Source organism: Mesorhizobium sp. M1328 (assembly GCF_040318075.1).
Taxonomy (GTDB): domain Bacteria; phylum Pseudomonadota; class Alphaproteobacteria; order Rhizobiales; family Rhizobiaceae; genus Mesorhizobium.
Genome location: NZ_JAMYLO010000002.1, coordinates 720,924 through 743,231 on the forward strand (window position 1 = coordinate 720,924; position 22,308 = coordinate 743,231).

Annotated in this window: 20 protein-coding genes and 4 pseudogenes; 20 read left to right on the plus strand and 4 right to left on the minus strand. The window is 60.9% G+C overall.

Going from position 1 to position 22,308, the window contains the following annotated elements:
* Positions 1-595: 595 nt before the first annotated feature.
* From NKH23_RS08140 to NKH23_RS08180, 9 genes are all read left to right on the plus strand, one after another.
* Positions 596-1,663 carry a hemin-degrading factor gene (locus NKH23_RS08140; protein WP_352821000.1) on the plus strand — a complete coding sequence of 356 codons (1,068 nt, stop codon included), beginning with the start codon at positions 596-598 and terminating at the stop codon, positions 1,661-1,663.
* Between the two features lie 848 nt (positions 1,664-2,511).
* On the plus strand, positions 2,512-3,729 hold the full coding sequence (locus tag NKH23_RS08145) for a cytochrome P450 (RefSeq protein WP_352548234.1): 1,218 nt from the start codon (positions 2,512-2,514) through the stop codon (positions 3,727-3,729).
* 39 nt (positions 3,730-3,768) lie between these two features.
* On the plus strand, positions 3,769-3,981 hold the full coding sequence (locus NKH23_RS08150; RefSeq protein WP_352821002.1) for a ferredoxin: 213 nt from the start codon (positions 3,769-3,771) through the stop codon (positions 3,979-3,981).
* Positions 3,982-4,931: 950 nt separating this feature from the next.
* Positions 4,932-5,240: a hypothetical protein gene (locus tag NKH23_RS08155; protein WP_353034464.1), complete on the plus strand. Its 309-nt coding sequence runs from the start codon at positions 4,932-4,934 to the stop codon at positions 5,238-5,240.
* Positions 5,237-5,632, plus strand: a complete 396-nt coding sequence (locus tag NKH23_RS08160; RefSeq protein WP_353034466.1) for an E2/UBC family protein — start codon at positions 5,237-5,239, stop codon at positions 5,630-5,632. The genes NKH23_RS08155 and NKH23_RS08160 overlap by 4 nt, the downstream gene beginning before the upstream one ends.
* Positions 5,629-6,957, plus strand: a complete 1,329-nt coding sequence (locus NKH23_RS08165) for a HesA/MoeB/ThiF family protein (RefSeq protein WP_353034468.1) — start codon at positions 5,629-5,631, stop codon at positions 6,955-6,957. Before NKH23_RS08160 ends, NKH23_RS08165 begins: the two co-directional genes overlap by 4 nt.
* On the plus strand, positions 6,954-7,496 hold the full coding sequence (locus NKH23_RS08170) for a ubiquitination-like system serine protease family protein (protein WP_353034470.1): 543 nt from the start codon (positions 6,954-6,956) through the stop codon (positions 7,494-7,496). Before NKH23_RS08165 ends, NKH23_RS08170 begins: the two co-directional genes overlap by 4 nt.
* Entirely contained in the window at positions 7,493-7,723 is a 231-nt protein-coding gene (locus NKH23_RS08175) for a multiubiquitin domain-containing protein (protein ID WP_353034472.1), read from the plus strand. The genes NKH23_RS08170 and NKH23_RS08175 overlap by 4 nt, the downstream gene beginning before the upstream one ends.
* A 7-nt stretch (positions 7,724-7,730) precedes the next feature.
* Positions 7,731-9,197: a phosphotransferase gene (locus NKH23_RS08180; RefSeq protein ID WP_353034474.1), complete on the plus strand. Its 1,467-nt coding sequence runs from the start codon at positions 7,731-7,733 to the stop codon at positions 9,195-9,197.
* 231 nt (positions 9,198-9,428) lie between these two features.
* On the opposite strand, the gene NKH23_RS08185 is transcribed toward NKH23_RS08180, so the two are convergent.
* Positions 9,429-9,812 (minus strand): tyrosine-type recombinase/integrase, encoded by a 384-nt coding sequence (locus NKH23_RS08185; protein ID WP_353034476.1) that lies wholly within the window; start codon positions 9,810-9,812, stop codon positions 9,429-9,431.
* Positions 9,813-9,933: 121 nt separating this feature from the next.
* Between NKH23_RS08185 and NKH23_RS08190 the strand changes: the two genes are divergently transcribed.
* The 7 genes and pseudogenes from NKH23_RS08190 to NKH23_RS08220 all read left to right on the plus strand — a co-directional run bounded on the left by NKH23_RS08190 (position 9,934) and on the right by NKH23_RS08220 (position 14,597).
* On the plus strand, positions 9,934-10,059 hold the full coding sequence (locus NKH23_RS08190; RefSeq protein ID WP_353034478.1) for a hypothetical protein: 126 nt from the start codon (positions 9,934-9,936) through the stop codon (positions 10,057-10,059).
* A gap of 3 nt (positions 10,060-10,062) precedes the next feature.
* Positions 10,063-10,419 (plus strand): hypothetical protein, encoded by a 357-nt coding sequence (locus NKH23_RS08195; RefSeq protein ID WP_353034480.1) that lies wholly within the window; start codon positions 10,063-10,065, stop codon positions 10,417-10,419.
* A gap of 528 nt (positions 10,420-10,947) precedes the next feature.
* Positions 10,948-11,249 (plus strand): annotated as a pseudogene (fdxB, locus tag NKH23_RS08200) (ferredoxin III, nif-specific); the annotation flags it as partial.
* 41 nt (positions 11,250-11,290) lie between these two features.
* The gene (locus NKH23_RS08205; RefSeq protein WP_353034482.1) at positions 11,291-11,911 is read left to right on the plus strand and encodes a nitrogen fixation protein NifQ; all 621 of its coding nucleotides are present in this window, start codon (positions 11,291-11,293) and stop codon (positions 11,909-11,911) included.
* A 139-nt stretch (positions 11,912-12,050) separates the two neighbouring features.
* Positions 12,051-12,839, plus strand: a pseudogene (locus NKH23_RS08210) (ABC transporter permease); the annotation flags it as partial.
* 313 nt (positions 12,840-13,152) lie between these two features.
* Positions 13,153-14,256 carry an IS5 family transposase gene (locus NKH23_RS08215; protein ID WP_352749953.1) on the plus strand — a complete coding sequence of 368 codons (1,104 nt, stop codon included), beginning with the start codon at positions 13,153-13,155 and terminating at the stop codon, positions 14,254-14,256.
* Positions 14,253-14,597 carry a hypothetical protein gene (locus tag NKH23_RS08220; protein WP_352622070.1) on the plus strand — a complete coding sequence of 115 codons (345 nt, stop codon included), beginning with the start codon at positions 14,253-14,255 and terminating at the stop codon, positions 14,595-14,597. Before NKH23_RS08215 ends, NKH23_RS08220 begins: the two co-directional genes overlap by 4 nt.
* Here the strand turns inward: NKH23_RS08220 and NKH23_RS08225 are convergent.
* From NKH23_RS08225 to NKH23_RS08235, 3 genes are all read right to left on the minus strand, one after another.
* Complete coding sequence (locus tag NKH23_RS08225) at positions 14,594-15,811, minus strand: MFS transporter (protein ID WP_353034485.1); 1,218 nt, start codon at positions 15,809-15,811, stop codon at positions 14,594-14,596. The genes NKH23_RS08220 and NKH23_RS08225 overlap by 4 nt on opposite strands.
* A 57-nt stretch (positions 15,812-15,868) precedes the next feature.
* The gene (gene rpoN / locus NKH23_RS08230; protein WP_353034487.1) at positions 15,869-17,305 is read right to left on the minus strand and encodes an RNA polymerase factor sigma-54; all 1,437 of its coding nucleotides are present in this window, start codon (positions 17,303-17,305) and stop codon (positions 15,869-15,871) included.
* A 69-nt stretch (positions 17,306-17,374) separates the two neighbouring features.
* A complete protein-coding gene (locus NKH23_RS08235; protein ID WP_353034489.1) occupies positions 17,375-17,908 on the minus strand; it encodes a peroxiredoxin in 534 nt (177 codons plus the stop codon).
* Positions 17,909-19,276: 1,368 nt separating this feature from the next.
* Here NKH23_RS08235 and NKH23_RS08240 point away from each other — a divergent pair.
* The 4 genes and pseudogenes from NKH23_RS08240 to NKH23_RS08255 form a co-directional block, all read left to right on the plus strand.
* Positions 19,277-19,432, plus strand: a pseudogene (locus NKH23_RS08240) (hypothetical protein); the annotation flags it as partial.
* Between the two features lie 121 nt (positions 19,433-19,553).
* Entirely contained in the window at positions 19,554-20,756 is a 1,203-nt protein-coding gene (locus NKH23_RS08245) for a cytochrome P450 (RefSeq protein WP_353034491.1), read from the plus strand.
* Positions 20,757-20,846: 90 nt separating this feature from the next.
* The gene (locus tag NKH23_RS08250; RefSeq protein WP_353034493.1) at positions 20,847-22,136 is read left to right on the plus strand and encodes a cytochrome P450; all 1,290 of its coding nucleotides are present in this window, start codon (positions 20,847-20,849) and stop codon (positions 22,134-22,136) included.
* A 1-nt stretch (position 22,137) separates the two neighbouring features.
* Positions 22,138-22,263 (plus strand): annotated as a pseudogene (locus NKH23_RS08255) (ferredoxin); the annotation flags it as partial.
* Positions 22,264-22,308: the final 45 nt, after the last annotated feature.

Sequence of the window (22,308 nt, forward strand, 5' to 3'; positions counted from 1 at the left end):
AGGTGTCGGCCAACCGACACGTACTGTCGGGTTTGTCGGGTCCGCCACGCGGGATGTTGGGCCTGAGTTGTTGGCTGAACTCACATTAAACCAATGACCATTACAAAAGACTCCTTCTGAGCTTGCTTCGGCGCAATTGGCACGGTTTTTGAAGCTCCACTGGCGAGGTGGCAAGAGACTGCCGATCCACAATCGTGTCGTGGGTGCCCTCGCGATCGATGCGGCGAAGCAAGGGAGCAACATGTCAGGACTGGGTCAGACACGCTTTGTTTGGCGAAGCAGCGCCGCCCGTGGCATCCGAATGACCGATTGGCCGATTGCGACAACACCCACAATCGCTCACCACCGCCCGGTGGCCACCGACCGGCTCGATGAGATTCCATCGGCATGTGCCTGCTCGTGTCACTCGGGTCTCGCCGCTCCGATAGCACCCCCGGTTTTCGCGCGGGTGCGACGACGTGCGCACGCTGTCCAGCGACACTTTGTTCACGGGCCAGCAGCAGATCAGGGTCGAGCATTACGGCGCGCCCGATCGGCTGAAGATTCACCGGCAGGGCAGCTGATCCTCACACGTAGGTGGAAGCAGGGGTAAGACATGGACCAGCGCGAGAAACCGTCGCCGGACGAAATCCGGCGGGCGTGCGAAGACAATCCGAAAATCCGGGAGCATGATCTCGCCGCTCGATTGGGCATTTCGGAAGCCGAATTGGTCGCGGCGCATTGTGGTCACGGCGCGGTGCGCATCGAGCCGCGCGTCGATGATCTGCTGACCGGCCTCGAAGCGGTCGGCGAGGTGATGGCGGTCACCCGCAACCAAAGTGCCGTGCACCAAAAGATCGGCGTCTACGACAAAGTGGTCACCGGCAACCCGCATGCCATGGTGCTCGGCGACGAGATCGACCTGCGCATCTTCCCGAAAGCGTGGGCGTATGGCTTCGCCGTCGAGAAGCGCGAGGGAGCCGAGATCCGCCGCAGCCTGCAATTCTTTGATGCCACCGGCGAGGCGATGCACAAAGTACATCTCAGGCCCGCCTCGAACCTGCAGGCCTATCAGAATCTGGCGGCAGAGCTCGCATCCTCCGACCAGGAGCCGATCATATCGGTCGAGGCGAGCGGGGTGCGCGATAACGCAGTGAGTCCAGACCAAGCCGCCACGGTCGACGACCTACGCGAGCACTGGAGCCGGCTGAGCGACGTGCATCAGTTCTACCATATGTTGAAGGCACTGAAGCTCAGCCGCTGCCAGGCGATGCGTATGGCCGACGAGGATTACGCCTGGCTGCTCGACAATGATGCCGTTGGCGCCCTGTTCCAACAGGCGGCCGAAGACGAGATGCCGATCATGTGCTTTGTCGGCAATCATGGTTGCATCCAGATCCATTCCGGCCCGATCAAGTCGGTCAAGCAGATCGGGCCGCGGATCAATGTGCTCGACGAGACCTTCCATCTGCATCTTAGGACCCATCACATCCGCGAGGTCTGGGCCGTGCGCAAGCCGACGAGGGACGGTCACGTCACGTCCATTGAAGCCTATGGCGCCGACGGCAAGATGATCATCCAGTTCTTCGGCACGCGCATGGAAGGCGAACGCGAGCGCAGCGACTGGCGGTTTCTGGCCGAGAGTCTGCCACGCGTTCCCGGTCCGACCGACAGGGATGTGTAGAGCCGACAGGCCCTCGGAATGAACCGGCCGCCATAGGACTCGGCACCACGTTCCGACAGCGGCTCGCGAGGAAATTTAGGTCCATGTGCGGAAAAGCTTGCCGTCGTAGCGCATACGCACGGTCAGATGATGCACGCCGGAATCGACGGCATCGATACAGTCAAGCTAGTCGTCGCCGGACCGGTGCGCACGAGTGCATCGCCGTCTGAGGGAAATCCTTGCAGCGGCTAAAACAACGCATATGCCATCAGCGCCGAACCGAAGCGGAAGCGCCGCCAGGTCTTGTCGGACCGCACCCGAACCTTGCGCTGGGTCGCGTCGTTGCTCAATCCGGGCCGTGCGAGCGATCTCCTCGCTCGTCGACCGGAAGGCTGTGCAGCAGCAGCCAAGCCGAACAGCCCGATGTCGCGGACTCGACAAACCGACCACGGATGTCGGTTGTCGGACGTTGTCCTAAGAATGATGGACAGGTGATCATCAGCGGCGGGCCTAGTGCAGGCTGGCATTGCTTGGTGCAGCGCCATGGGTACGCCTATCCGGCACGCGACTTGCTTCGACAATTTGATCAGCAGGGCATCAGCAGTGCGTCACGGAGCTCAGAGGTGATTGACCAGCCTCTCAACCCTAACGGGGATAAGCGGCGGCTTTGCTTCATGACCGCAGCGCGGCGGAGATGCCCCTTCTGATCGACTTCGCAACCGATCTCATCCGCGCTGGTGCAGGTGGGCTGTATCAGGCGACAGAATCTAGAAGGCGCCCGACAAGAGACGTGCCCATGCTGGAAATCGACTTTATGAACAGCGGTGCAATCTCAATCGAGCCATGAACGCCAATGTAGAGAAAACAAAATGGCGACCAACCCCGTTCCAGATCATGTCCCGCCCGAAATGGTGAGGGACTTCAGCCTGTTTACATCGCCAGGGATGCCACCAACACCCAACGGGGATCCACACGCAGCTGTCGCTTGCGTACATGACGGGCCTCCGATCTTTTACTCCCGCTACAACACGCAAGATGGCCGGGGTACCTGGGTCATCACCCGTGCCGCGGACCAGCGGAAGGTGCTGCAGGACGCAGAGACTTTTTCCAGCCATCGCAGCATCTTCTCCTCCATACTGGGTGAAAACTGGCCGACGATCCCGCTTGAGCTCGATCCACCGGCCCATGGCGTCTTTCGCTCACTGCTCAATCCGCTGCTTTCGCCAAAGCGGGTGTTGGCTTTGGAACCGGCTGTCCGCGAACGGGCGGTCGAGCTGATCGAAAGGATCGCCGCGTCGGGCACAAGCTGCGACGTGATGAAGGATTTTGCCTTTCCTTTCGCGGTGAGCACCTTTCTTCGCTTTCTGGGGTTGCCCGATGACCGACTCGATACATTCGTCGGCTGGGGGAAAGATCTGCTCCACGGCGACGATAAGGAACGACCTGTGGCTGCCCGGACGATCGTGGCATTCATCGACGAACTTGCAGCCATGCGCCGCCAGGAGGCGGTTGACGATTTCATGACCTTTATCGTGCAGGCACAGGTCGAGGGCCGCCGGCTGACGGACACCCAAGTCCGCGGCATCGGCGTGCTTGTCTTCGTCGCTGGGCTCGACACGGTCGCAGCAGCTATAGGCTTTGACTTGGCGTACCTCGCGCGCAACCTCAAAGATCAGCAATTGCTGCGGAGCGAACCGGACCGCATCCCGCTCGCAACCGAAGAATTGCTGCGGGCCTATCCGCCCATTCAGTTGATCCGCGTGGCTACGAAAGATATCGACTTCGAAGGCGCGCCGATCCGGAAGGGGGACTATGTTTCCTGCGCCACGATGATTGCCAATCGTGACCCGGCGGAATTCGAATGCCCCAACACAATCGATTTGGAGCGTGAGGACAACCGCCACGCAGCGTTTGGCTATGGTCCCCACCGTTGCCTTGGCTCACACCTTGCCCGGCGGGAGATTGTCATTGGGCTGGAGGAGTGGCTGGCGCGCATCCCGGCTTTCAGGATCAAGCAGGGTACGGCACCCATAACCTCTGGCGGCCATGTATTCGGGATCGAAAATTTGATCCTGGACTGGTCCTAGGCCCGCCCCGGCCCGGGCACAGACAATGGAGGCAGCGCCATGCGCATCATCGTCCAAAATGCCAAATGCCAGGGTCACGCGCGATGCGCGGCGCAAGCGCCGGACATCTTCAAGCTTGATGACGACGGTTACATCCTGCCTGGTAACATTGAAGTTGCGGAAGGGGAGGAGCTGCCTGCATCGCGAGGCGCGCGATCCTGCCCCGAACGGGCGCTCGAACTCGACCGTACACCGGCTGCGCGGGTTGAATAGGACGTCATTCAAGTCGAGAGTCAGGCGGGCTTGAATGGGGTCGACCACGTGGCCGCACACCGGGGATGATGTAGGTGAACTCGACTGATTGGCGGGGCGGGCCTGGCTGCACGACCTGGCTTAAATTGACGTTGGCTGAGCCGACGATCTCACCACGCCATTCGCCTGCAACAATCGGCGGCAGCTGAAGACGGGTTGCCTTTCTTCGAACTGTCATTCCCTGGGTTTTGCATCAGGAAGCCGGCAATATCAACACCCGCTGCCTCAAGCCTACACCAACTAGCCGCTACGACCGCCAGCCCGGTCCGTGCGAACCTGATCGAGCCGTGTGTTGACCAAGAGGAAAACAGGAGGCCACCATTCGCCAAGCTGCGATATGGTCCGAAGGAATGTCCGTTCTTCCAAAACCGGCTGAATTCTGGAATCCAAGCCGGTGCGGCCGCGTTGGCGAGGCCTAACAGGCCAGCGATTTCAATTGATGGAGTGGCGCGCCCGAAGACTTGCCGAAGATACTGGCTACCAGTGATGCCCTTTGGAATGTTTAACAATGCCAAGCGCAGCACGGATAGCCTCGATCCGGTCCGGCTCCGGGAGATGTACTATGTCTTTCATAAGAATTGAAAGACGGCGTGTATTATATGCAACGCCACCCAAATGGCGAGCGCAGCCAATAGGCAATCAGCGCAAGCGGACTTGCAGCAGCGCTGGCAATGGCACTTAAGAATGCGCCTATGCCGGCTTGTGCACCCATCTGATCCCCCAGAGGCTATTACTCAATCATACCGGGTAGCTTCTTTGCTACCTAGCGCATTTTTCTGAATGCGACATTCAGTTCGCTTCAGCGAATCTGGGCGCAAGTGGCGGCCGGCGGGCTCATGGTCGTTGACCAATGCTAGATTGGTCGAGGAGCTGAAAAATGCTTCAGGGGAAAGCATCTGAGCGCGACTTGCGTGACAGCAGTCACCTGCCTATATCTGTTTTATTCTTTGGGGGGCAACATGTCAGGCAAATATCAGTTTCGCTACGGCGACGTGAAAATCGATTCCGATTTGGAATTCATGACTGGCGCGCAAATCAAGGCAGCGATCAAGGCCTTAGCGCCGGGTTTTGATCCCAACCAAGATCTTGTGCTTGAGGGTCACGGAAATGACCCTGATCAGGTGATCACAGATGATCAGGAGGTCGACCTCTCGCACAAGCACGGCGGTCCTAAACAGTTCTTTTCGCGTCCACCCACGAATTTCGGCGCATCCGCGTGATTTCTCCCATCACGCTCAAGGAGATTGAGCGCGTACGGGAGCGCTTTCCGGAAGCGACCTATCAAGAACTGCCATCGACGGCAGTATTGGTGACGCTCCCAAAAGTCGCCCTACCGGAGGGCTGGTCGCTCACTGAAACACCGCTCTGGTTTCTAGTTCCCGTCGGCTATCCAGGCCCGTGTCCGGATTGCTTCTGGGCTCACGAGACGTTGCGCCTGGCCGGCGGCGCGCTTCCACAAGCAACGCAGATCCAGGGCATTCCTGAGACCCCGACACAAGCTTTGTGGTTTTCGTGGCACGTGACCGATATCCAGACGCAGTGGAACCCCGCACGCGACAAGCTATCAACGTACGTTTCCATCATTCTCGACCGGCTTCGGAAGGTTCAATGATCTCCCTTGCCTTCGCTGCACCGGCTCTCTCCGATTTGCGCGATGCGCTTGACGACTCAACGCTAGAGAGCGCGGCAATTCTCCTGTGCGAGCCGGTTTTCGAAGCGGGGCGGATACGCCTTCTCGTCAAAGAAATTCATATCGCCTCTGCCCATGACTATCTGGAGCGGTCGGCCGTGCGCGTCAGGTTGGACCCGAACTTCTGCCTTTCGATCGAGAAGAGCGCGAAGCTCAATCGGTTTTCTTTGGTCTATGTCCATACACACCCCAGCCCCGGCCATCCCGATTTTTCACCAGAAGACGACGCCACCGAGGCAAAGCTGTCCGATTATCTCAGTTGGCGTTGTCCAGGCGTGCCTCATCTGGCGCTCCTTTTCCCGAGAGATGCCGCAACACGCTGCCGCGTCGTTGGTTCGTTTCAGGCTGTGCCTGTGGTTCAGGTCGGCGGCGATATCGTATGTGCGACTGAAGACGTCCAAAAGCTTGAGATCGATCGCTTCGACCGCCAGATTCGGGCCTTTGGGGAGGACGGTCAGAAGCGTATCGCAGCTCTTGAAGTCGGTATCGTCGGGCTCGGAGGCACCGGCTCGATTGTGGCTCAGCAACTGGCCCACCTCGGCGTGATGCGATTTGTGCTCATCGACCCGGATCAAGTCGAGACGAGCAACCTCAACCGGGTAGTCGGAGCGGGGCCAACGGACGTTCTGCAATCGAAGGTCGCGGTTACAGAACGGATGATACGGTCGATCCGATCCGAAGCGGACATTGTGGCGATTTCGGGTGATGTCACAGCTCGGTCGGTGGCACGCCGCCTGTCAGTCACTGACTTCATTTTCGGCTGTACTGATACTCACTCAAGCCGTCACACGATCAATCAGCTCGCTTATCAATACCTTATTCCTACCATCGATCTTGGCGTCGCCATCGGCAATTCGGGCGATCAGGCCACAATCGGTTCGCACGTTCAGATGCTGGCGCCAGGGCTACCCTGTCTATGGTGCTCAAATCACTTGAATGCTCACCGCATTCGCGAGGAACTTATGACCCAGGAGCAGCGCGCCAGCGATCCCTATTTCGAAGGTGGCAACGGAGTACGGCAGCCGGCTGTCATCAGCCTCAATGGTACGACCGCCTCACTCGCAATCACCATGTTTCTTTCGGCGGTGGCTGGCATCCCCTCCCGCCCACGATATCTTGCGTACGATGCCGTGCGTGGCCGCATGAATGCCCTCGCAGTCGCGGTAAATCCCGGCTGCCCCTTTTGCGGTCCTGAATCAACATTAGGAGTGGGCGATCGGGCGCCCTTGCCAGGTCGACCCGAATGACCCGCGCGCGAAAAATACGATTTCTGGGCGAGGCGCAGGGACACAGACAAGCGGAAGGACTTTTGCAAGGACCAGGCGACGCCGTAATTGATCTGCGGGGCACTGAACGTGGGCTTGTCATGCTCTGCCCGGATGGATGTGGTGATGTACTTACCGTCAACCTCGACCGCCGATCCGGTAAAGCGTGGCGTCTGGATCGCCGCCTTGGCAAGCTCACCGTCTACCCGTCCGTCTGGCGCGACAGTGGTTGTCGTGCCCACTTCATAGTCTGGCGCGATCAAATCTTATGGTGCGATTGGCGCGAGGGGCCTGATCCTGCCGACGAGGCTCTTGTGGAGCGGGTGCTGGGTCAGTTGATCGAACAGGCCGGCGACTTCGTGCATTACGAGGCGATCGCCGAAGCTCTCGGCGAAAATCCATGGGATGTCTCGTGGGCCTGTAGCGTCCTCGTCCGTGACGGCTTAGCGACACAGCGGGATTTCTCACTCTATCGAGCCGCCGGTGAACCGCTGCGTCAGGGCTGGCAAAAAGAAGCATGAGCGATCGTCAAACGCGCACCGTCATGATCAACGGGCGGGCATTTAAGGTCACGCTTACATCTCTTTCGCCACTGCAGATTCGGGCGCTCGCGGGCCTTTCGCCGGACGACGATCTGATCGCCGAAGGAAGTGGCGAGCCGGATCGCCTTCTGGCGCCCGGCGAGCGCATCGAGCTCTCGTCGCCGGTCACGCATATCTTCAGTCGCCCTCCGACATCGTTCGGGTGAACCTGTCATGCGTAACAGGATCGTATGGGTTGGCGCCGAACCACCTTCCGAAATCGCTCGGCAGCTCAGCGAACGATGGCTGATGCTCGACAGGCGCGACGCCGAGACAGCGGCGGGAGCTCTGGCCAACGGCCGTGCGCTCGTCATATCCTGCAACTCGGCCGACGATAGCGTCGTGTCCATCGCCAAAAAGCAGCTGATCGATGAGGCTCTGCGTCACGGGTTGATGGTTCGCGTGATCGCCCCGACCGAGCAGCTAGACCTGGTACAGGCCGCAATCAAGACTGCGTTCTTCCCGGCCGAGAAGCTCGACGCGGCCGAATTCCTACACGATCTCGGCGAGACCTGCGCGCGCTTCGAGCCCGGTCCGGATTTTTCGCATGCAGTTGTGTTCGAGAACGCGGGCAGCCTACGCACCGAGCAGCTTATCCTCCTCAGGCGGGCCTTTTCCGACTGTACCCACGTCTACCTCAAACCCCTTGAGGGCGGGCGCAGCGCAACCGTGCTTCTGGCTCATGCACAGCTCGCCGACTCGCGGGCTGGGCCTTACCCCCTTCCATTCTTCGCTAAACTCGACCGACGGCCGAAGGTCGAGCGCGAACTCAGGAACTACCGCGAGTGCACGACGCTTTTTGTCCCGTTCTATGCGCGACCTAATATTGATGAGACGCGTTGCGTCCTCGGCGCCGAATATGGACTCATCGTTGGCAATTTTGTTGAGCAGTCCGAACCGCTTTCTGTTGTGGTGGAAACCGGCCGCGGCCAACCCGCCATCAATTCGCTGTTCGAAGACGCACTGCGCGGCTGGCGATCGCAAGCATATCGCGCGGGGCACGCGCTCACGAAGCGGCCGATCAGCGCGTCGATGGGCGGAGCTCTGTTCCATAAGCCAGCGAACAGCAAGCTAGTTGCCTACGCCCAAGAGGCCGCGCGGTTTGGGCCGCTCACGCCCCCAGATACGGTTGCCCGAGCACTGGATGCCCTGCCTGCCATTTCGCATTCGATCGCGTTGTCGCATGGCGACCTGCATGGGGACAATGTCCGGGTTAGGCTTGGTGGCCAAGCTATCCTGATTGATTTTGCTTCGGTCGGTCTAGGTCCACTTGTAGCTGATCCCGCGCAGCTTGAGGTATCACTCGTTCTTCATGCTTTGGCGCCCGAGCAGGAGTGGCAGAAGATGGCCGGCGCGCTCTACGCGCCTGAAGCACTATACACGGTTCCCGCCCCCAGAGCGCCGACCAGTCCGCTAAACGATTTATGGGATGCTGTTCGGCAAATCCGTCGCATCGGCCTTGGGGAGGAGAAGGCCCCCGGTGAGTATGCGAGCGCGATTGCCGTCGCGCTCTTGCGTAAGGCGTCACATCATCGCGATGCCGGTGAACAGAGATCCCGACGTCCTTATCTTCTTTGGCTGGCCGCCCGCACTGCCGACCACCTAAAAAGTCATCCGCCGACTATGTCGAAGGGGGCTTAAAGCCGCGCCTTTCCAGCGGAACGGCCAATTTTTGTTACACAAATCCTTGCACGTAAATTGCAAAATCGACTACTATCGCTGTATAAACAATGAGATGCAGGGAGGAGACTCGGTCTTCAAAACCGCAGGTCTGTTCGAAGCAGGACTGATTGTAACCGCAGCCATCGATCGGAGGCGTGTTCATCGCGACCGGACATTGCGGTCTGGTACGCCCAACTTCACTCGCGTTAATCAAGCAGCCCTCGTCGCTCTGATAGTATGAAGCATTTCCGGCTTGAGATGCGTGTAGCGTCGCAACATCTTCCAATCCTTATGACCCGTTACCAGCGCCACCTGTTCGATCGTGAATCCAGCTTCGAAGAGGCGACTTGTTCCTTCGTGCCGTAAGTCATGAAAATGAAGATCGTGGATGCTCAAGTCAGCGCACCCTCGACGGAAGGCGGTGCCGACTGACCGATGATTGAATGGGAAAATTCGGTCATCGTCATTGCTACGCTTGGCCAGCTGGTCCTCGACAATGGCCCATGCGTCGTATCCAGTTGCCGCGAATAGCGGTATGCGCTGATTGTTGCCGTTCTTATTCCGAGGGTCTTTCCGGTCACGGATCAGAAGCATCCGCTTGCGAGACTCCAAGTCGGACCAACGCACCTGCAGATTTCCTCCTGGCGCATCGCGGTTGCGACGGCGAAACGTATGATCTGACTAACCGGTGCAATTTGACGAGGGTTGGATCGAAGTGACCGATGAGCCTGTCGAGTTCATCCTGCGTCGGCCGCCTGTCGCGCTGATGGCCTTTCCCAACGAGGCCAAGCCTCTTCAGGGCGATACGCGCCAGATCAACCGGCTCGACCTGGACAGGTAGACCGTGAACGGCGGCAGCATGAGACAGGATAAGTTTTACAAAGCCGATGTCGATGCCGAGAGTGGTCGGTCCGGCACCTTGCGCGGCCCGGTCGCGACCAAAATGAATGAGCCGTTCGCGATCGAGAGCCGCGATGTTGCCCTTCCCCAGATGTCTTTGGAGCATATCGAGGGGTGCGGCCTTGGAGCGGCGAGGGGACTTGCCTACATCGCACAAGTCGTCGATATGAAGGTCGACGAGTTCGCCGAAAGTTTTCAGGCGCGCTATACGGGACTCAGTCGGCGTCTCACCGCGATCGACTTGGCGCTCGGTTTCGGTCGCCCAGCGCCGTGCGTCGTCTCGGCAGGAAGGTCTCGCTGACGTAGCGACCTTTGCGACGGACTTGGACACGCCAGGAACCGGACGAGAGCTTTGTGTAGGTGGCCATTTTTTCGTGTGCGCTCCGTGTGCACTGAGAGATCGAAACGTAGCGAAAAGGGTCGTATTCTGGCGTAAATTCGTGTGCCCTCGGCAGGGTCTAACGATTTGATGTTAAAGAAAAAAGGATGAAAATAGAGTGGCCGGGGCGCCTATGATCAACAGGTCGCTCGCTCATGCCGGGTTGAAATCTGCCACGGTTCGAACGCCCACCTCAGCTGCTTGATGGTCTCAAAGAGGCATAAGCGCGCGTTCAATCAGCAGGGGTACCGAGCCTACCGCCTCACGATAGGCTCGGAGTCGAAGATTCGATCAGACATGCCTTGCCCCGGCTTCAATCGCTGTTCCTATGGCCTTCGGCCGAAGCGCAGCGTTCACCTTTGCTGTTCGCACAGTGAGGATGCAGCTTCAGCATGGCGCTGGCAGTGCGCTCAGCATCTGCAAGAGCTCGCTTGCGTTGGAGAATTCACGATGGCACCCCTCGTCACTTGTCAGGGGTTCAGACGGATGCCGCACTATCTGACCGCTATCGATGGCAGGACCTGGATGGGCTGCGCCCGCAGTCTCAAGGTCTGCTCGCGCGAGGTCATGCATCTTTACGGCGTCGGTGATGCGGGTGAAATCCTCAGCGTCTGCGACGGCGAGGATACGATTCGACGGCGAGCTCGATCGCATGATCATGGTTCTCGACCATTGCCGCCTTTGCATTGGCTGCGGAGCCTGGCGCCCGCTTCTGCCCGAAGAACTGCCCGACCCATGTTGCGGCCGACCGGTCGCTGAATGGCTTGATAGGACAAACCAGGAGAACGGCACCATGTTTGCCCAACACTATGCCCGGCACAGCACTGGCCAATGGCCGCAGATCGAGCTGGAGAGGAGGTTCGACCAGCATGTGCTTGCGTGTGTGCTTTCACGTGCGCTCGAGGAGATCGAGGCCGGCGAGGCGACGGCGACGGAGGCAACCGGCCTTTCGCGCGCCGAGCTGCGCGATGTCCTGGCCCGCTGGTTCCCTGCTATTCCTATCAACGCGTTTGCCTTGGAAGAGGTGAGCGAGCCCGAGCCGGATCTGGAGGAAGAACTTCTGCGCGGACTGTTGCTGGCGCATGCCCGGCCGGGCGACCCGGCGAGCGCCCGCTTCGCCAAGATCATCGCCCGGCGTGCCATGCGCAATGACCATCTCTGGCAGGACCTTGGCCTTTTTAATCGAACCGACCTCGGTTGCCTGCTCGCCTCGCATTTTCCGACGCTGGCGGCCGGCAACACCCAAAACATGAAATGGAAGAAATACTTTTACCGCAAGCTCTGCGAGGCCGAAGGTTTTTCGCTGTGCAGCGCGCCCAGTTGCCGGGAATGCAATGATTTCGAAAGCTGCTTCGGCCCGGAGGAAGTCGAAAGCCGCCTCACACGGATCAAGAACGGCATTGCCTCGGATTGAGAGCCGCTTTCGTCAGTCGTACAGCCCCAGCGCTCGCGCCGCGCCATATGTCTCTTGTCGAATGTCGACCGACGCCTTCGAGATTTGAATGCTGTGCCTGCTCTCTGAGCTCGCGATGCTGGCTTCGGCGGTCGCCGTCATGGTGGCGGTGCAGGACCCGACCCGCACCATCGCCGCCGAGCAACTGGTGTTCTCCGTGCCGTTGCTGCTCGCCTGCCTGGCCGGGCTCTATTCGGAGCGGGCCGGCGTCTTCGACAACGGGCTCGAGGGCAAGATGCTGGCCAGCACCTTTGACGGCCCCTCGGCGGCCGCGGTTACAGGCTCGGCCCGGCTCGGCCTGGGCGCTGCCATAGCCACCCCCGTGGATTTTCGCGCTGGTGCACGGTTTTCGCCTGGATCACCCATCGCGGCGGCCAGATTGTCTTCGGCGTCGCCATTAATTTCATCGCTGCCGGCTCCACCATCATTCTCGGTCAGGCCTGGTCACGGCAGGGCCCGCGCGCCGGCGCTCTCCGAAGACACGCGTTCCGAGGCGATCGTTGTGCCCAGCGCCAAAGCGGTGCGCGGCGTGCCGGTGCTCGGGCCGGGCTATCCCGAGCTGATCTATGGGCCATTCGCTGCTGGTCTATGTCGCGTCCCTGATGGTGCCATCTACCTGGTTGGTGCTGTTTAGCACCCGCTTCGGCCTAGGGCTTCGCGCGGTCGGCGAAAATCCGGCCGCCGTTGACACGACTGGCATTTCGGTGACCTGGCTGCGCTATCGTGCGGCATCTTCACCGGCGTTCTGACGGGCATGGCCGGCGCGTACCTGTCGCTAGTCCAGAATGCCGGCTTCGTGAAGGACATGACCGCCGGCTAGGGTTCCATCGCGCTAGCAGCGCTCATCATGGCCAAATGGAAACCGGTGCCGGCGATGTTCGCCTGTCTGGCGAAGATAGCCATGGCCCGGAGGTGAAGCCGGCGAGGCGCTGGCGCTGGTCCATGCGAGATCGGAGGCCGACACGGAACAGGCTGCCGCGGCGGCGATCCAGTCGGCCTATACGCTCAGCGAAAACGAAGCCTGCAACCGCCAAAGTAATACTGCGGAGGATCGCGCCGCGCCGTGCATGCGATTGCATCTCTCGTCCCGCTGCGCTGCTGAGGCCTCTTCTGTCAGGCGGTCTAGCAGGCTGTTGAAAAAGGCCCTCGCCACCGGACCGCAGCAATGATTCACTGGCTCCGAAGGGATTCGGAGGTGACGAGTGCGCGGCGGCGACGATCGAACTGGCGAACTTTTCAGCTACGTGGACCTTGAGGTCCGGGTTCGGCGCAATCATCCATTGCGGGCGATCAGGACGATCGTGACTGAAGCCCTGTCGAGGCTGGAGCGTGAGTTCGCGGCGCTATATTCGCCGATCGGACGGCCATCTATCCCGCCGGAGAAGCTGCTGCGGGCGATGCTTTTGCAGGCGTTCTATTCGATCCGCTCGGAGCGGCTTTTGATGGAACGGTTGGAATACGACCTCCTGTTCCGCTGGTTCGTCGGCATCGGCGTCGACGACGCAGCCTGGGACCATTCGGTGTTCTCCAAAAACCGTGACCGGCTGCTGGAGGGCGATATCGCGGCGAAGTTCCTGGCGGCCGTGCTGGCGCAACCCAAAGTCAAGAAGCTCCTGTCCACGGATCACTTCTCGGTCGACGGCACGCTGATCGAGGCCTGGGCTTCGATGAAGAGCGTCAAGCCAAAGGGCGGCCCAAGCGGCGGTCATGGCGAACCGCCGGCAGACGGCGGCGGACGCAATGCGGAAGCGGACTTCCACGGCGAGAGGCGGTCGAACGAGACGCACACCTCGACTACCGACCCCGACGCCAGGCTCTACCGCAAAGGGCGGGGCAAGGAGGCCAGGTTGTGCTTCATGGGACATGGGTTGATGGAGAACCGCCACGGCCTGCTGGTGGAAGCCTGTCTGACGCTGGCCGACGGACATGCCGAGCGGGTGGCGGCCCTGCACATGATCGAACCTCGTGCCGACCGGCCGCGGGCGATCACGCTCGGTGCCGACAAGGCCTATGACGCAGAGGACTTCGTCAACGAGTTGCGCTCGATGAAGGTGACACCCCACGTAGCGCAGAACACGAACGGCCGTCGTTCGGCGATCGATCGCCGCACCACGCGCCACGGTGGCTATGCCGTCAGCCAGCGCATCAGAAAGCGCATCGAAGAGGCGTTCGGCTGGATCAAAACCGTCGCTGGGCAGGAGAAGACCAAATTGCGCGGCCGCGACCGCGTTGGGTGGGCCTTCACCTTCGCGGCCGCCGCCTACAATCTGGTGCGGCTGCCCAAGCTCTTGGCGGCGTCGAAATGACCGTGCCCGCAGGCTGCCAACTGATCGGCCGCTGGCGGATCATCGAAGCCGATCTGTGGGATCGCGGTTACCTGAACCTCGGTGGACCCGCAACCATCGCCATCGGACCCGACAACAACGGCGAGATCGCCTTTGGCGCCCTGCAAGCCGGTCTCGAACTGAGCTACAGCCCCTCGATAGTTCACTTCACATGGGCCGGGTGTGACGAGATGGATGAAGTCACAGGCGACGGCTATGCCGAATTGCTCGACGACGGCTCGATCGAGATCACATTCGCCTACCACAACGGCGACGAGGCCATCCTCAAGGCAATACGTCAGACTTCTTCAACAGCCTGCTAGGTCTCGCGCTTCGGGCCGAGCAGGAACACTGTCAGGGCGGCGAGGAACGTGGCAACAGCACTGTAGGCAATGGCACTGGTAATCCCGGCATTGTCCACCAATAGTCCGCCGAAAATCGCGCCGCCTGCGATTGCCACTTGGAACGCTACGACCATCAGCACACCGGCGCTTTCGGCCTGCTCGGGAGCGGCGCGCCACACCATCCACGTTTGCAATCCCACCGGCACCGCGCCGAAGGCAAAGCCCCACGCGGCAACCGCAATCGCCGAGGCCAAGGCCGATGCTCCCGCCGTCAGCAGCGAAACAGCGGCTATCGCTATGAGCAGCGGCGCAAGGGCCGCGACTGCCTTGAGACTGTACTCGGCCAGAAGCCCGCCGGCCAAATTGCCGAAGAATCCGCCGATGCCAAAAGCAAGCAACACAAGCGAGATCGTCTCGACATCCAGCGCGGGAATCTTCTCGAGGAAGGCGCGGATATAGGTGAATCCGGCGAAGTGGCCGGAAGCGACCAGCAGGACGACCAAAAGCGCGACTTTGACCATCGGAATCTTAGCCACATCCAGCAGGCTGCGGAAGCTAGCCACTCCAATCGGAGGCAGTCTCGGAATGGTTATGAGTTGCACCAGCAGTGTAGCCGCGCCGCCGACTGCGGCGAGCATGAAGGCGCTTCGCCATCCCCAGATATCGCCGACATAAGCGCCGATTGGAGCTGCGCAAACGGTAGCGACGGAAACGCCGGTGAGGATGATCGATATGGCGCGCGGCAGGAGGTGGCTTGGAACGAGCCGCATCGCCACTGCTGCCGACATCGACCAGAAGCCTCCGAGCGCTATGCCGAGTACGACGCGTGCCGTCAGGAGTGCCGCCAGCGACCACGCGCCGGCCGCCAGAACGTCCGACAGGATCAGCAGCAGCGTCATCGCCCACATGACGATCCTGCGGTCCAGGCGCTTTGTGATGATGGCCACAGTCGGCGCCGAGATCGCCCCGACGATAGCGGTCGCCGTCATCGCCTGTCCAGCCGCTCCCTCGGTGATACCGAGATCATGCGCGAGCGGCGTGAGCAGGCTGACAGGCAGAAACTCTGCGGTCACCAGCCCGAAGGTGCCCAAGGAAAGCGAAATGACCGCACCCCATGCGGGACCAGACGGTGGGACGGGCTTTTCTGAGTCGTGCAGAACAGCGTCCACGACGCCTGCCGCGGATTGGGTCATGAACGAAGTCTCCACTTTGATGCAATGCAACGTGATGTTGGCTGCCTTGACCCAAATTTATAAACACAAGCGCATTTCCCGGCGGCGTTGCACGGAGGAGGGGATGTTCATTGCTTCGCGATATTTTGTGACGGTGCGGCGTGCAACATCGATGCCGGTTTCCTTCAGCCGGGCAGCGATGTCCTCATCGGAAAGCACGTCGCCGGGAGATTCTGCGGCAATCATCGCTTTGATTCGATGCCGGACAGCTTCGGCGGAGTGCGCATCGCCGCCTTGGCAGGACGCGATCGCGACGGTGAAAAAATACTTCAGTTCAAAGACTCCGCGCGGGGTAAGCATGTACTTGTTCGAGGTCACCCGGCTTACCGTCGACTCGTGCACGCCGATCGCGTCAGCGACGGTTCTAAGATTGAGAGGCCGCAGGTGGGCGACGCCATGTTCCAAAAAGGCATCCTGCTGACGCACGATTTCAGCCGCAACCTTAACAATCGTCTTGGCGCGCTGATCGAGGCTGCGGATTAGCCAGTTCGCGTTTTGCAAGCATTCGTCGAGAAATGCTTGATCTTTCGAATTTTGGGCAGTTTGACGCGAGACTTCGGCATAGTAGCTTTGGTTGATCAGCAGCTTTGGTAGCGTGGCGGGATCAAGTTCGATCTGCCACCCGCCTTGCGGTGAGGGCGTGACCCAGACGTCGGGTATGATTGATTCAGACGCACCGGATTGGAATCGGTTCCCAGGCTTGGGATCGAGCGCCCGAATCTCATGCATCATGTCGAGAAGGTCTTCTTCATCGACGCCGCAGTGCTGCTTCAGTGCCTCAAAATCGCGTCGCGCAAGCAATTCAAGATGGGCAACCAAAGCTGCCATTGCCGGGTCGAGCCGGTTTCGCTGGCGCAACTGGATCTCGAGGCATTCTCTGAGACTTCGCGCAAAAACTCCCGGTGGATCAAATTGCTGCAAGGTTCCGAGAACCCGTTCCACAACAGCCTCACGGACACTCAGGCTCTCGGCCAGCTCCAAAAGGTTTGCCCGAACATAGCCAGTGTCTTCCAGATCGGCGGCAAGCTGGCCAGCGATCAGCCGCTCCTGTGGTGTGAACGCAGTGAGGGCGATCTGACGAGCGACATGGTCGTGCAATGTTTCGGCGAGGGTGGCAAACTCGTCGAGCGAAGGGCCATTGCCCGGCGGGTTGTTGGTCGTGTTGCCAAGTGATTTCCATTGCCCGAGCCGTTCAGGCGACCCTGCCCCGGTCGGTCCTTCAACGGCGTTTGCGCCAGGGCCGATAGGTTGATCCGCTCCCGAAATCGAAACATCGTCAAAAGGCCCGCCATCGTTTGATGCAGATTCCAAGAGCGGGTTCTTCTCGATTTCCCGCTCCACGAACTGATGCAGTTCAGTATGCGCCAGTTGCAGCAAGCGAATCGACTCAATGAGTTGAGGCGATGCGACCATGGATTGCTTCTGGCGCTGAAGCAGGCTTGCTGAGGATTGCATGGTGAGCGCGATAATCCTGTCGAGGAGCCTCTTGGGGCCGGCAATGGCACCAGTGAGACGTTTTCTAGGTCATGCGGAGGCTTTCAGCGTTTCGAGAACGTTTTGCGGGGATGAGACGCCATACGGGTCGGCCTCGCAGTTGTCGGAGAAACCTTCCTCCTCGAACCAGTGCTCCACCACGCCCTTGTTGATCAGGGCGGCGTAGCGCCAGGAGCGCATCCCGAAGCCGAGATTGTCCTTGGCGACCAGCATGCCCATCTTGCGTGTGAACTCGCCTGAGCCGTCGGGGATGAGCTCGACCTTCTGCAGGCCCAAGGACTTCCCCCACGCATTCATGACGAAGGCATCGTTGACGGAGACGCAATAAATCGCGTCAATTCCCTCCTTCTCAAACTCATCATAGAGCTCTTCGAAATTGGGCAGTTGGTAGGTCGAGCAGGTCGGAGTGAAGGCGCCAGGCAGCGAGAACAGGATGACGCGCTTGCCGGCAAAGTAGTCGTCAGATGTCTTTTCTTCCCAGCGATATGGATTTGGGCCCTGGACTGACTCATCGCGAACACGCGTGAGAAAGGTGACGAAGGGAACCTTCTTTTGAACGGTCATCAACTTGCTCCTCAGGAAAAAACTGGCGCGCCGGATTCTGGCAGAGGCTGGCGCAATACCGAGCAAAGGCTCGTATGCCGGGCATGAAATGAGGCCCTCGCGGCTCGCACCCTCCTTTTTCCATCCCGATGTAGGGGAACGTCTTGGCTGCTGGTCTTCGTCACTCGAACGCCATCGATCTGAGCAAGTGGAGGCTGTCGAGCCGCTGGGGCAATCTTTCCACGGCTATGGCGCCGGAAGCGGCATCCATCGCTTGCGCTCGTGCCCGGGACAAAGTGATAGCGGGCCCGAAGTAGCCAATATCGAACGCGTGTGGAGGCCTCAAATGGGACTTCACGCAAGAGACCCGCGTCACTGAGCTGGTTCGGCGTATTGTCGAAGTTTGCCAGTGACCCGCCGACCTTGGCTTCGGTGGCTCTTTGATGGGGCTCTTGGGCACTCACATGCTGATCAGAACCGGTAAACGGCAATTGCGCGAGCGCCATGTGTTGGCGTGCCGGCATCGGACCAGCCGTGCGCAAAGCGGCTGCCGAGGAGGGACCTCCGGAGGAGATGATGTACCGATGTTCAGCGGGAACAGGCACCGTCTCCTCAGGCCACGGTCTAGAGCTTCGCGTGTCGGGCATGGCGCAAGTCGCTTTCATCGTGTTTTGATGGGCTCTGACCAGGAGCAGCAAGCGGCGTGCCATTTCAAATAGAGATGCTTTTGGAGCGATCCTTTTTCTTGGAAGGACCGTGTCTTCAAGACCGGGCGCGCCCGATAACCGCCTCGTCAGCACGCTCGACAAGGGTGCTGTATGGTGCGGATATGCGGCTGCTTCCGCACCGGCTGGACAAAGACGAACCGAAAGCCGAGCCGATGCCCTACCTCACACCGGCGGGCACTGCAGCGATTTCGTAGCGTTTGCCGCAAACGTGTTCTTGCGTGCGCAGGCTCGGCTTTCGCGAACATGCGCCTGTCGCAGCAACCATGAACGCGCGCTCTCGAGCAAGCGCCCTGACTCCGTGAGGATCGAATTCCCCAATCGTGTCTGTTTGCCGCCCCTTATGTTCGAAACTGGACCAGAATGTCGCAAGCCCGACCGAAAGGTCGCCCAGCGCGTACTATCCGACACTGTTCTGTCGCCTTTGTTGGTCCGCGACGCCGGCCTATTTCGCCGAGCTCTTGTCCGGCCTCAGGCTAAGCCGCTAAAAGCATCACAAATTTTTTTCTTCGGTCGGCCAAATTGGCACGAGTTTTGAAGCTCCTTCGTTGCGAGCCGGGAGCCGCCGACCGACCCCATCTCGTGGACGATCGATGGGACGAAGAAAGAAAAGCAAAATGTCAAATTCGCGTCAGATAGCATTCTATAGGAAGGGGGCCTCGGCGAAACCGCCCCCTACGAAACAGGCTCGCCGCCTTTGTCGACCCTTGCGCGGGAAATCCTGATGGCCGGCTGCGACTCAAAGGCCCTCCACACTCGCCTGATCCTGAACTCGAAGGCGCAGGATAAAGTTCTGCATCTCGCCGCGCGGTATGCCTAGACAGTTACACGCGGGCTACGCCGCGGAGGACTTCGTCTACATGCCGTCTTACGTCATTGGCTGCCCGCAGCGCCTGCCGGTCACCTTCCGCCCTTCCATCGCTTAGAGATCAAGTGCCACCATGTCCGAACAACCCCTGCCGACGCTGCCGATGTGGCGCGTCGATCACATCGAGCCCTCGCCCGAGATGTTGGCGCAACGCGCCAACGGTCCGATCCACCGCGTGCGCTTCCCGTCCGGGCACGAAGGCTGGTGGGTGACAGGCTACGATGAAGCCAAGGCGGTGCTGTCCGACGCGGCGTTCCGGCCCTCGGGAATGCCGCCCGCGACATTCACCCCGGATTCGGTGATTCTCGGATCGCCGGGGTGGTTGGTCTCGCACGAGGGGGGCGAGCATGCCCGGTTACGCACGATCGTGGCGCCGGCCTTCAGCAACCGCAGGGTGAAGCTGCTCGCGCAGCAGGTCGAGGTGATCGCCGCGCAGTTGTTCGAGACACTGGCGGCCCAGCCCCAGCCCGCCGACCTGCGGCGCCACCTCTCCTTTCCACTTCCGGCCATGGTCATCAGCGCGCTGATGGGCGTGCTCTACGAGGATCACGCCTTTTTCGCCGGGCTGTCCGACGAGGTGATGACGCACCAGCATGAAAGCGGCCCGCGCAGCGCGTCGCGCTTGGCCTGGGAAGAACTGCGCGCCTACATTCGCGGCAAGATGCGGGACAAGCGCCAGGATCCTGGCGACAACCTGCTGACGGATCTGCTCGCGGCGGTCGACCAGGGCAAGGCGACCGAGGAAGAGGCGATCGGCCTGGCGACGGGCATGCTGGTGGCGGGGCACGAGAGCACCGTCGCGCAGATCGAATTCGGCCTGCTGGCCATGTTCCGCCATCCGCAACAGCGCGAACGCCTGGTCGGCGATCCATACCTGGTGGACAAGGCGGTGGAGGAAATCCTGCGCATGTACCCGCCGGGCGCGGGCTGGGACGGCATCATGCGCTATCCGAGGACCGACGTGACCATCGCGGGCGTGGATATTCCTGCGGAGAGCAAGGTGCTTGTCGGCCTGCCGGCGACGTCGTTCGATCCGCGCCATTTCGACGACCCGGAAATCTTCGACATCGGACGTGACGAAAACCCGCACCTGGCGTTCTCCTACGGGCCGCACAACTGCATCGGCTTGGCGCTGGCCAGGCTGGAACTCAAGGCGGTGTTCGGTTCGATCTTCCAGCGCTTTCCCGCGCTGCGCCTGGCCGTGGCGCCCGAAGAACTGAAGTTGCGCAAGGAGATCATCACTGGCGGGTTCGAGGAGTTCCCGGTGCTCTGGTGATGCGCGGACGCCACCAGGAATCGCGATGTTCTCCAAATTGCCGGCGCGCCTGCCGCGCCGATCAGATCAGCCAGCCAACAGGTGACCAAGATGGACGTGCAAGAAACCACGGCAGCATGCCGGGACGCCTTCGCCGAACTGGCGTCGCCAGCGTGCATTCAGGACCCGTATCCATTCATGCGGTGGTTGCGCGAGCACGATCCGGTGCATCGCGCGGCGTCGGGCCTCTTTCTGTTGAGCCGCCACGCCGACATCTACTGGGCGCTCAAGGCCACGGGCGATGCTTTTCGGGGACCGGCGCCGGGCGAACTGGCGCGCTATTTCCCGCGTGCGGCGACCAGCCTGTCACTCAATCTGCTGGCGTCCACGCTAGCGATGAAGGAACCACCGACGCATACGCGTCTGCGCCGGCTGATCTCGCGCGATTTCACGATCGGCCAGATCGACAACCTGAGGCCGACCATCGCTCGCATTGTCGCAGCGCGCCTGGACGGCATGGCGCCCGCACTGGAGCGCGGGGAAGCAGTGGACCTGCATCAGGAATTCGCGCTGGCCTTGCCCATGCTGGTTTTCGGCGAACTGTTCGGCATGCCCCCGGACGACATTCTCGGGCTCGTCACCGGCATCAGCGCCATTCTGGAAGGCCTGAGCCCGCACGCCAGCGATCCCCAACTCGCTGCGGGGGACGCGGCCAGCGCCAGAGTGCAGGCCTACTTCGGCGACCTCATACAGCGCAAGCGCACCGATTCCCGCCACGACATCGTGTCAATGCTGGTCGGCGCACACGACGACGATGCCGAGATGCTGTCGGATGCGGAATTGATCAGCATGCTCTGGGGCATGCTGCTGGGCGGCTTCGCCACCACTGCCGCGGCCATCGGCCATGCGGTCCTGGCGATGCTGGCGTATCCCGAACAGCGGCACTGGCTGAAGGGAGATGCCGTGGGGGTGAAGGCATTCGTCGAAGAAGCCCTGCGCTACGACGCGCCCGCCATGTTCAGCTCCATTCCGCGTATCGCCCAGCGCGACATCGAACTGGGCGGCGTGGTGATCCCGAAGAACGCGGACGTGCGCGTGCTGATCGCGGCCGGCAATCGCGACCCGGACGCCTTCGCCGATCCCGACCGCTTCGATCCCGTGCGGTTCTACGGCACCAGTCCTGGCATGTCGATCGACGGGAAGATCATGCTGACCTTCGGCCACGGCATCCACTTCTGCCTGGGTGCGCAACTGGCCCGAGTGCAGTTGGCCGAGAGCCTGCCGCGGATCCAGGCGCGCTTCCCCACGCTGGCATTGACCGAGCAGCCGACCCGGGAGCCCTCCGCGTTCCTTAGGACGTTCCGCGCGCTGCCGGTTCGGCTGCATGGGCAGGAGGGCTGAGATGCGCGTCCTGGTCGATCAGGATCTGTGCGGAACCACCGGGCAGTGCGTGCTGACGCTGCCGGGCACCTTTCGCCAGCGCGAACCGGACGGCGTGGCCGAAGTGTGCGTGGCGACGGTCCCGCAGGCGCTGCACGCCGCCGTGCGGCTTGCGGCCAACCAGTGCCCGGTC